Origin of the sequence: Acinetobacter sp. UBA2063 (assembly GCF_002333245.1) — a bacterium.
In the GTDB taxonomy this organism is placed as follows: Bacteria; Pseudomonadota; Gammaproteobacteria; order Pseudomonadales; family Moraxellaceae; genus Acinetobacter; species Acinetobacter parvus.
Genome location: NZ_DDAH01000099.1, coordinates 1 through 9,414, shown reverse-complemented (window position 1 = coordinate 9,414; position 9,414 = coordinate 1). Strand labels below are relative to the sequence as shown.

Annotated in this window: 11 protein-coding genes; 3 read left to right on the top strand and 8 right to left on the bottom strand. The window is 39.0% G+C overall.

The window, feature by feature from the left end:
- Both rbtA and B4H32_RS04465 read left to right on the top strand, forming a co-directional pair.
- The coding region (rbtA, locus tag B4H32_RS04470; protein ID WP_286800350.1) for a rhombotarget A at window positions 1-834 on the top strand (834 nt) is incomplete at its 5' end.
- 14 nt (window positions 835-848) lie between these two features.
- Window positions 849-3,284: a CSLREA domain-containing protein gene (locus tag B4H32_RS04465; RefSeq protein ID WP_286800347.1), complete on the top strand. Its 2,436-nt coding sequence runs from the start codon at window positions 849-851 to the stop codon at window positions 3,282-3,284.
- An 89-nt stretch (window positions 3,285-3,373) separates the two neighbouring features.
- Here the strand turns inward: B4H32_RS04465 and B4H32_RS04460 are convergent, their stop codons facing one another.
- The 5 genes from B4H32_RS04460 to B4H32_RS04440 all read right to left on the bottom strand — a co-directional run bounded on the left by B4H32_RS04460 (window position 3,374) and on the right by B4H32_RS04440 (window position 6,645).
- Complete coding sequence (locus B4H32_RS04460; protein ID WP_004682687.1) at window positions 3,374-3,763, bottom strand: DUF3106 domain-containing protein; 390 nt, start codon at window positions 3,761-3,763, stop codon at window positions 3,374-3,376.
- Window positions 3,753-4,076 carry a hypothetical protein gene (locus tag B4H32_RS04455; RefSeq protein WP_004682686.1) on the bottom strand — a complete coding sequence of 108 codons (324 nt, stop codon included), beginning with the start codon at window positions 4,074-4,076 and terminating at the stop codon, window positions 3,753-3,755. The genes B4H32_RS04460 and B4H32_RS04455 overlap by 11 nt, the downstream gene beginning before the upstream one ends.
- Window positions 4,063-4,680, bottom strand: a complete 618-nt coding sequence (locus B4H32_RS04450; protein ID WP_004676830.1) for an RNA polymerase sigma factor — start codon at window positions 4,678-4,680, stop codon at window positions 4,063-4,065. Before B4H32_RS04450 ends, B4H32_RS04455 begins: the two co-directional genes overlap by 14 nt.
- Window positions 4,681-4,837: 157 nt before the next feature.
- A complete protein-coding gene (locus B4H32_RS04445; RefSeq protein ID WP_004682685.1) occupies window positions 4,838-5,614 on the bottom strand; it encodes a TrmH family RNA methyltransferase in 777 nt (258 codons plus the stop codon).
- Window positions 5,615-5,670: 56 nt separating this feature from the next.
- On the bottom strand, window positions 5,671-6,645 hold the full coding sequence (locus B4H32_RS04440) for a class 1 fructose-bisphosphatase (RefSeq protein ID WP_286800334.1): 975 nt from the start codon (window positions 6,643-6,645) through the stop codon (window positions 5,671-5,673).
- A 173-nt stretch (window positions 6,646-6,818) separates the two neighbouring features.
- On the opposite strand from B4H32_RS04440, the gene B4H32_RS04435 reads away from it, so the two are divergent.
- Entirely contained in the window at window positions 6,819-7,013 is a 195-nt protein-coding gene (locus B4H32_RS04435) for an NF038105 family protein (protein WP_004682682.1), read from the top strand.
- Window positions 7,014-7,051: 38 nt separating this feature from the next.
- Here B4H32_RS04435 and pal read toward each other — a convergent pair whose 3' ends face one another.
- The 3 genes from pal to B4H32_RS04420 all read right to left on the bottom strand — a co-directional run.
- Window positions 7,052-7,618: a peptidoglycan-associated lipoprotein Pal gene (gene pal, locus B4H32_RS04430; protein WP_004676838.1), complete on the bottom strand. Its 567-nt coding sequence runs from the start codon at window positions 7,616-7,618 to the stop codon at window positions 7,052-7,054.
- A 22-nt stretch (window positions 7,619-7,640) separates the two neighbouring features.
- The gene (gene tolB / locus B4H32_RS04425; RefSeq protein WP_010589505.1) at window positions 7,641-8,924 is read right to left on the bottom strand and encodes a Tol-Pal system beta propeller repeat protein TolB; all 1,284 of its coding nucleotides are present in this window, start codon (window positions 8,922-8,924) and stop codon (window positions 7,641-7,643) included.
- Window positions 8,925-9,023: 99 nt separating this feature from the next.
- The coding region (locus B4H32_RS04420) for a cell envelope integrity protein TolA (RefSeq protein ID WP_286800330.1) at window positions 9,024-9,414 on the bottom strand (391 nt) is incomplete at its 5' end.

Genomic DNA, 9,414 nt, shown 5'->3' with positions numbered 1-9,414 from the left:
AGTAATTTAATAGACTCAACTTGCGATTTTAGCAAATTTGATAAGTTACTTGATCGTAGAAACTTTAGTGTGGGAGACAATAAACTGATTGCAGGGAATAATATTGTAGATCAGAAATGTGACGCCCCACCTGCAAGTGGTCTGTTATGTCCGTATTATACACCTAAAGATCAAATGCTTGGATTCTTTAAACCACGTTTATTAATGGCTTATAATCAATTGTCAGACTCTTTAATTGTTAATAAAGGCCGAATTTATAGTGATGGTGGTGCTGTTGGTTTAGCAAGTTGCGAAGGAAGTGATCAGCGTGGAAAGAATCGTAGTGGTTATGATGAATTATGCGATTTAGGGGCAATTGAATTGGTCATTAACCGAGGGGATATCCCAATTGTTGGTCAAGATATTCTGTACGGTGAGATTGCGAAGTTTAGTATTGCAGACAGTTTATTGGATGGTGAATTATTAGATCCAGCTTCCTGTGAACAAGTCTTGGGTAAACGTTCTGATGGGCAAGCATGGCAGTGGGGATGTTTAGAAATAAAACAAACTGCCACTCCATCTAAAGGTAAACTGACTTTGGATCAAGATGGCAACATTACTTATGTGCCAGACAGTAATTGGCATGGGGCGGATAAGTTTAATTTACGTGTAATGACTACAACAACACGTTTAAATGATGTTTCTAATTATTATATTGAAATCCCAACAACGATTGTACAAGATCCACCAAATAACTTTAAAAGTAAAACCGTGAATGTTTCTGGGGGAAGTATGGGTTTTGGTGCAATATTTATGTTGTTAGGTTTAGTTGGAATACGCCGTTTTAAATCATAATCAAGGATGATGAGATGAAAAATTATAAAAAAGCTCTATTAGCAACTATGGTAATTGCTGCTATGCCCCTTTTGGCTGCAACAAGTAATACCCCAATTAATGTTACAACTTTCGATGATGAGGATGGTGATAACCTAAATGCTTGTTCTTTAAGGGAAGCATTGAAAACTGCAGAAACACGTAAGTCGTTTGGTGGATGTGAAGTTACTGATATACTTTCAACTACTCAGAAAGTGATTCAGCTTAAGGCTGGAACATATGTGTTAAATACAGAGCTGACTCCAAAAGCTGATGTGTCAATATGGGGGGAAAGTCCTGTAGATTGGCAGAAAAAGAGTGTTCTTACTAATGATTATCCAGCTCAAACTGACCTAAAAACTACGATTGAAGTCAAAAATAATAGTCGTATTTTCAATACGACTTTAGCTAATAAAGCTTTAGCCTTAAGCAATATTATCTTAAGAAATGGTAAAACTCCAGATCGGGGAGGGGCAATCTATGCAGGCGCCAATGTTACATTGCAAAATACTAAAATCTTAAATTCACAGGCTGGTCTGGGCGGAGGAGCCATATTTTTGGCGGGACCTACAGCCTCACTTTCTATAACAAATAGCTTAATTCAGGATAACCAGTCACCAATTGGTAGTGTACTGGCTATGAGTTGCTTTAATGATAATGTTTATTCAAAGCGTGATATTAGTATTACTGGAAGTAGTTTAATTAGTAATGGTTCTAATAGTTCAAAGAGCGTGTTGGATTTCTGTGGGGAGCCCAAAGTTACTTTATCAACCAATACAATTGCTAAAAATATTGCAGATATAGCAATCGGTAATTTAATTCAATTTTCAGGAAATACCAAAGCAAGTGATACGCCAAATAATAACTCTAGTGTATTAAGTAATAGCAGTAGTTTGGAATTATTGAATAATACGATTGTCGAGAATACGGTAAATACAGCATTATTATATGATAAGTTGGGAACAAAACTACTTGGCTTTAATGTGCTGGCCTATAATAATGGAAGTTATGCTTGTCGTTATTTATTGGGTGATGCAGCTAAAGAAGAAAAAGTTGGTTTTAACATAGTTTATAATATCTTGTCTCTTAAAGGTGATAATAAGTGCGATGTTCCAGATCAATCCTTAAGTGATAATAAAACGAATATTGATATTAGTAATACAAATGATATCCGAACATTACTCAGTCCTCTACAGAATGCTTCTGAATATACGGCATTCCTACCTTTATATTATCCTAAAAACAATAATACTGAGACAGATCTGATTAATACGGGGGCAATAGGCTGTAGTTCTACAGATCAACGTGGTATTGCACGTATTACGGATGGGACTTTATATTATGATCCAGATGCACGAAATAGTTGTGATATTGGTTCAGTTGAATTGATGAAACTTACTGCAGGAGATTTAGTGGACTTATCAAATGGTTCATTATTAGCTTTAGTTGCAAGCTATCAGCAAGAATATGACTTTTTTGAAAATTTAGTTGAAAAGCCTAATAACCCTGATTTTTTAACTTATTATAAAATTCGTTTGCAAGAATACAAAGATTTATTAGAAAAAACTAAGGGAAATTTAAAATATCGTGGAATTTATATAGACTTAAAGAAATATCAGCTTCCATTGCCACAAGAAGTTGAATTAACGGATGGTAATCATCAATTAAATTTCTTTAGTCCAGAAAATTATAAAGTAACTGTTGAAGCATTGGGGATTGGACAAATCAATGATACTGGTGAAACAGTAAAACCTGATCCAAACTTACATTGTGAATGGAATGAGGACCTAGAGCAAATTCTTGTTTATAGAACTGATGATGCAATTACTCAAGCTGGGGATAAAGCTTTTTGTAAATATACGATTCAATCTAAAAATGACGAAAGCGTAAAGTCTTCTGGTTTGATTCAAGCTGCATTTGTTAATATGGCTCCTTTGGCTAAAGATACATCAGTAACTTTAAAGTACAGACAGCATGAAAAAGCGACTTTAAATTTATTAAGTTTTGCCAATGATGACGGTGATACAGGTGAGGGGGGCAAAGGACCTGACAGCAATCCAAATAAACCTGCTTTCTGGAAAAATGCAGATGGAGTTGAGTTACCAATTCGTTTAACTAATATACCAAACAGAGATTTGACCATAACAGCAGATCGTAAAGGGGCTTGTCCTGAACCAGATGATAAAGAAATCTGTTATGGCGGTAATATTTATGTTCAGGAAGTAAATACACTTAACCCATTTAATTTCTCATTCAATTATCAAGTGTATGACGCAGATGGTACTGCTTCAAATACTGCAACAGTGAGTGTCATTAGTACAGCCACAACAACTGATGATACTCGTCCTGCGGGTAGCGGTGGTGGCAGTATGGGTATTTTCTCAATATTTAGGTTATTAAGTTTACTGGCTTATCGCCGATTCAGAAAGTAGAAACAATGAATCAAAAAATAGCGCTAAAGTAGCGCTATTTTTTATATTCTGAGTAATCCTCTAGGGATAAGCTTAAGTTTAAATTATAGTCAGTGCTCAGAATATTTACTTAGATATTCATCTCTAATTGTTACACGTTCTTCCAAACTTGCATTTTGCATGCGTTTACGTAAGTTATTTCGCTCCTGAGTGCTCATTTTCTGCCAGATGTCACGCATTTTTTGTTTTTCATCATCTGGTAATTGCGTAAACCATTCCATTCTTTGCTGGAGTTGTGAACCTTGGTCTGTTGGAATTTCTTTCAATGTTTGGTAGCGTTTAATTAAGATACGCTGTTCTTCAGGGGATAAATCATCCCATGCTTCTTCAGTTGTCGGTTTGCTGAGTTTAGAGAAAACCCAAAACCGTTCTGAACCAGCAAAACTGGTTTGTAATAAACCCAATGTACACACAACAAGTGCTAACTTTCTAGCTGCCATGTGGAACTTTACCCTCACCCAAGACCATTAACATTTCCATATCTTCAACCATTTGTGGCGAAAGCTTTGGATTTACGATGACCTGATTTTGTGGTTTATCTGTAAGTTGCAAAGAACTTGGAAGAACCACAATACCCATAATTGCAGCGGCAAATGCAAAACCAGTCATTTTCCAGATACTGTAAAAAGACGTATGTTTCTTTTGAACAGAATCGAGAACATGATTCATCACCAACATTTTATTGTGATGTTGTTCTCTTGCGAGTTGATCAAGCTTGGAAGTCACTTGTTTGGTGAATTCATCTTTTTTCATTTGATGATCCTCCCGTATGTGGGTTTAAATGCTCTAAAGCGATTCTGAGTCCCTGAATTGCACGGTGATAATGTGTTTTCACACTGCCTTCACTGCAATCCATGATTTGAGCTGTGGTCATGGTATCAAAACCCTCCCACGCTCTTAGCATAAATGCCTGTTGTTGACGTACTGGTAATTGATTGATTGCAGCCTGAATTTCTTCCATTGTGACTTCCTGATCTAGAAAATCGAATGGATTAGGGGTGGATTCATCTACAACATCAATAATTTCTTCGTCATCATCCAAATTAATTTTTTTAAATAATGAAAATGGGTTTGCACGGCGTGCTTCTTTGCGCCGCCAGTCCTGAAGTTTGTTATTTAAAATGGTATAGAATAGCGGATACCATTCTTCGGTACTTTTATCTGAATATGATTTATGCAATGAGATAAAAGCTTCCTGAACCAGATCCATTGCAATGCCTTGTTGTCCCTGGGTTGCACTTTCCATCATCACAAGCGCACGACCTGTCACGTCTTGCATAAAAAAACGCAGACGTTGTTCAACAGTACTGCGGTCAGTACCATTATCGGTTCGGGCCTGTTTCGGTGCTAAATCCATAGAGATGGAAAATCCTGTCATGGATACCCACCATTATTTCAATTCATTAATTCTATAACGTTGAAAAGGGTGGATGCGTTGACAACTCAAGCAATTATTTTTAGTAGTGTAATTGATTTTCTCAGCAGAGAAAGTGTATTTAAAATAATTTAACCTTTTACTGGCGTTGGCGAACCATTTCAAACAGACAGATTGATCCCGCAATTGCAACGTTCAAGGACTCCTGACCACCAGGTTGGGGAATGGTGACAGCCTGGGCATGTTCAAGGGCATAGTCACTTGCACCTTGGCCTTCGTTACCTAGAATCCAGACACAGGGCTGGGTTAAATCCTTACCATATAAACTGGTAGAACGGTGGGAGCTGGTGACAAACACGGGAATATTAAATTTTGGTAAAATATCTGTAAGTTGATAATTCTCAAAACAATGTAAACTAAAATGTGCGCCCATGCCTGCACGTAGTACTCGAGGAGACCAAAGTAATGCTGAACCTTGGGTACAAATGACTTGTTTAACATTGGCCGCTGCTGCTGAGCGTAATAATGTACCCACATTACCTGGGTCCTGAACATTTTCAAGAATCAGGGTGTCTTTGCTAAAATCAATAGTTTGAATATTTGAGGGTAAGTCAATAATGGCCAAACAGGGTAGAGTTGTACCCAGTGTACTAAGGTCTTTATATAAAACCTCACTGATCACAAAGATATGCCCCTTGTGCAATTCAATTATCTTTTGCAAATCTGGATGGGCTAAGGCCTGTTCAGTGGTAAATAAGGAAAAGATTTTCTTTTGTTGTTGTAACCATGTTAGGCACAGATGTGTTCCTTCGAGTACCGTTTGTTGATGTTTTTTTCGGGCACTGTTGAGTTCGATGAGTCCACGCAAATGTTTGATTTTTGCATTGTCTTTTGATTCTAAAAAAATAACCGCCATAGGGTAAATATCCAAAAGGGCATTACAATTTATAATGCCCTGATTATTAAAAATAATTAATGATACCTTGTTACGCGTTCCACTTCATTTTTAGAACCGATAATTACAGGCACACGTTGGTGTAACTCAGTTGGCTGGATGTCCATAATGCGAACACGACCTGTTGTAGATGCACCACCAGCCTGTTCAATCAGCATGCTCATTGGGTTCGCTTCATACATCAGACGTAAACGTCCAGCTTTTTTCGGATCTTTTAAATCGTAAGGGTAAAGGAAGATACCACCACGGCACAGGATACGATGAATATCACCCACCATACAGGCTACCCAACGCATATTGAAATCTTTTTCACGGACTGAGGTTTTTCCAGCAAGTAGTTCATCAATATAACGTTTTACAGGATTTTCCCAGTGGCGTTGATTGGATGAGTTAATTGCAAATTCCTGGGTATCTACTGAAACTTGTACTTGATCCGTAGTAAGTAGGAAAGTTTGTGTCGTTGGATCAAATGTGAAGAAAGTAACACCTGCACCTACAGTAAGCACCAGCATGGTGGATGGCCCATACAGTACATAGCCCGCAGCGACCTGTGCTGTGCCTGCCTGCATAAAGTCAGTAGATTGGGTTACGGCATTTTTAGCAGGTAAAATTGAGAAAATCGTACCCACACACATATTGATGTCAATATTGCTTGAACCATCTAATGGGTCAAATAGCACTAAATATTTTCCATTTTCCTGTGCAGGCGTAAAGTCATCCAGCTCTTCAGAAGCCAAGCCACCCACCTGTGGATGAACTTTGAGGGCATCAATCAGGTAATCATTTGAAATGACATCCAGTTTCTTTTGTGTTTCGCCTTGAATATTTTCATTACCCGCACTGCCTAAAATACCTGCCAAAGCACCTTTTTGCAGAGCCTGATCAATGGTCTTGCATGTGTCTGCAATTGTTTCAATGACCTGAGCCAACTCTGGTGTCAAATTCCCATTTTGTTGTTGTAAATATTGGGACAAAGTAAGGTTTGACGACATATTGAATAGCTCCGATTTTGCTGCATCAAAATTGATAAAAGAATGCCGCTATTCTAGATGAGAACGACAAAAAATAAAAATTATCTTACTTTATTTATGTTGCTTTTATGATTACAAGTCTTCATTTACATGCTATGTTGGATGCATATTAGACAGGATGTTTGGAGAATAAAATGTCAATCAAGAATTTTGAAGCAACCCCAACCCCAAGTGAACCAATTAGTTTGGATGAAATTTCCAAGGAAAATGTGAAAGATGCCTGGAAAGATTATGAAGCCAAGCCTGAGTATAAGAATTTTAATAAGCACGATATGATTGAGTCGATGCAGTCATCTAAACAGGATGATAATATCCAACAACAGCTATAAAAAATGCTCACATCATGTGAGCATTTTTTCTTAAAGTATTATCTTAATAATGGCGGAACGGCTTCATAGTTGATTTCCACACGGCGGTTTTCTTTCCATGCAGCTTCATTATGGCCCTGATTGACAGGAGCCTCCTTACCATAGCTTACAGCTTCAAGCTGCTGTGGGTTTACACCATTGGTGATTAAAAAGCTTTCTACCGCTTTAGCACGGCGTTCGCCAAGTGCCATATTATATTCACGTGTACCGCGTTCATCGGTATGGCCTGTTAAAGCAACTTTTGAATTGGCATTTGCAACAAGAAATTGAGCATGTGCCTGTAATGTTAGATAATCTTCTTGGGATAAGTCGCTGCTGTCATAGTCAAAATGTACAACACGTTTTGCTAAAAATGCTTTATTCGCTGCGGTTACGCCTTTTGAGGACGCACCTGCCAAGTTTTGTGCATTTAATGCAGCATCTTCACTGAGACCATCGGTACTTACCGTTGTTGCACTGTTTGGTGTATTGCCTGCGGTAATTTCAGCAGCAGGTTTACGGCTGGCACAGCCTGTAAAAACCAAGGTCGCTGCGAGTAGGGGGAGTGTCAGATATTTAATATTCATATGTTTCTCCAATCAATCAAATTTATTTGGGTGCCCAAGCTGGTTCGCGAACTTCACCTTGCTCACTTGGTAAGTTCATACGGAAACGACCATCTGTTGACATGATAGAGAGTAAGCCGCGCTCTCCCTCACGTGTCGCATAAACCACCATTTGCCCATTGGGTGAGAAGCTCGGTGATTCGTCCAGACTGGTTGGTGTCAGGATATTGGTAATGCCTGTATTAATATCCTGAATGGCAACTTTATAATTGCTTCCACTTGGACGATGAACTAATGCAATTTTTTTACCATCCGCACTTAAGGTGCCACGGGCATTGAACGCACCCTTGAATGTTAGGCGTTTAACCGAGCCATCATCAAAACGATAGCTATAAATTTGTGGAGAACCACCACGGTCAGAAGTGAAGATAAATGACTTGCCATCTGGTGCATAACGTGCTTCGGTATCAATCGCTGAATCGTTGGTCATCCGCTTGACTTGGCGGCTAGCTAAGTCCATTTGATAGATTTCAGGGTTACCATGCATTGAAGCGGTAAAGAGCATGGACTTGCCATCTGGTGAAAAGCTTGGTGCGCCATTCAAGCCCCTGAAGCTTGCTAAAACTTCACGCTGTCCTGAAGCCAAGTCCTGAAGATAGATTGCAGGACGTTTGGTTTCAAAAGAAACGTAAGCGATTTTCTTTGCGTCTGGGGTCCAGGCAGGAGAAAGGATTGGATCACGTGACGAAAGGACGGTTTTAGGTTGTTCGCCATCGGTATCAGCAACCTGTAGGGTATAACGTTGAGCTGGGGTTGCCTGATTTCGCAGTACATAGGCAATACGCCCACTAAAGTCACCTGCAATACCTGTCAGTGCCTGATAAATCGCATCACTGATCATATGTCCCGCCTGACGGATGCGTGAACTTGGTACAGTCAGGACCTCATTGAGTAGGTATTGCTGTTTTTGTACATCATACAACTGGTATTGAATTTCAAATGTATTGGCATCAACAGCTTTCATTTGTCCGACAACGACATAGGGAACGCCAGCATTTTGCCAGTCGCCAGCCTGAATCTGATCAATACTTGCAGTGGCAGGTAAATTTTGTGATGCACTGGTAAAACGACCTGAACGGTTTAAATCGCTTTCAACAATTGGATAAATCGCCTTGTCATTGGTAAATGGCACAATCGCAATTTTAGGCGCCTGTTCAGGGGCTTTGGCAATTTCAAGATGGAGTTGTGCAAAAGTTGTTGCTGGAACAACGGTGCTAATGGCAGTAAAAACTGCTAAGGAGATGAGATGTTTACGAGTCTTGTCCATAATTACAATAATTTGCATAGTATTGTTGTGGCTGTTGATTATTTAACATAGTTACATGCTTTGTGCTATGACAGGCATGTAACTATTCACGATAAATTACTATTGTGCAATAAATGTGATGGAAATTCGGCGAAGTTGACTCACAATATCAGGGTCATCAGGCATTGGTAAAGGTGACGCTCGTTTAACAGCATCCTCTACGCTTGCTTTCAAATCAGAATCACTACTATTGGCAACCACAGATTTTACGTTCCCATTAGCATCAAGTGTAATATTAACATTAATAGATTTTCCTCGAGAGGCTAAAGGGACTTCCCAAGCTCTGGTAATCTTATTTTTAAAAGCTGCTTTAGTTGAATCAGCGATTTTTTTACTTTCCGCTTTTTTCTGAGCAGCTTCTTGTTCAGCTTTTTTAGCGGCAGCAGCTTTGGCTTCTTCTGCATCCGCTTTTGCTTTAGCGTCGGCATCGGCTTTACGTTTTGCGTCTGCC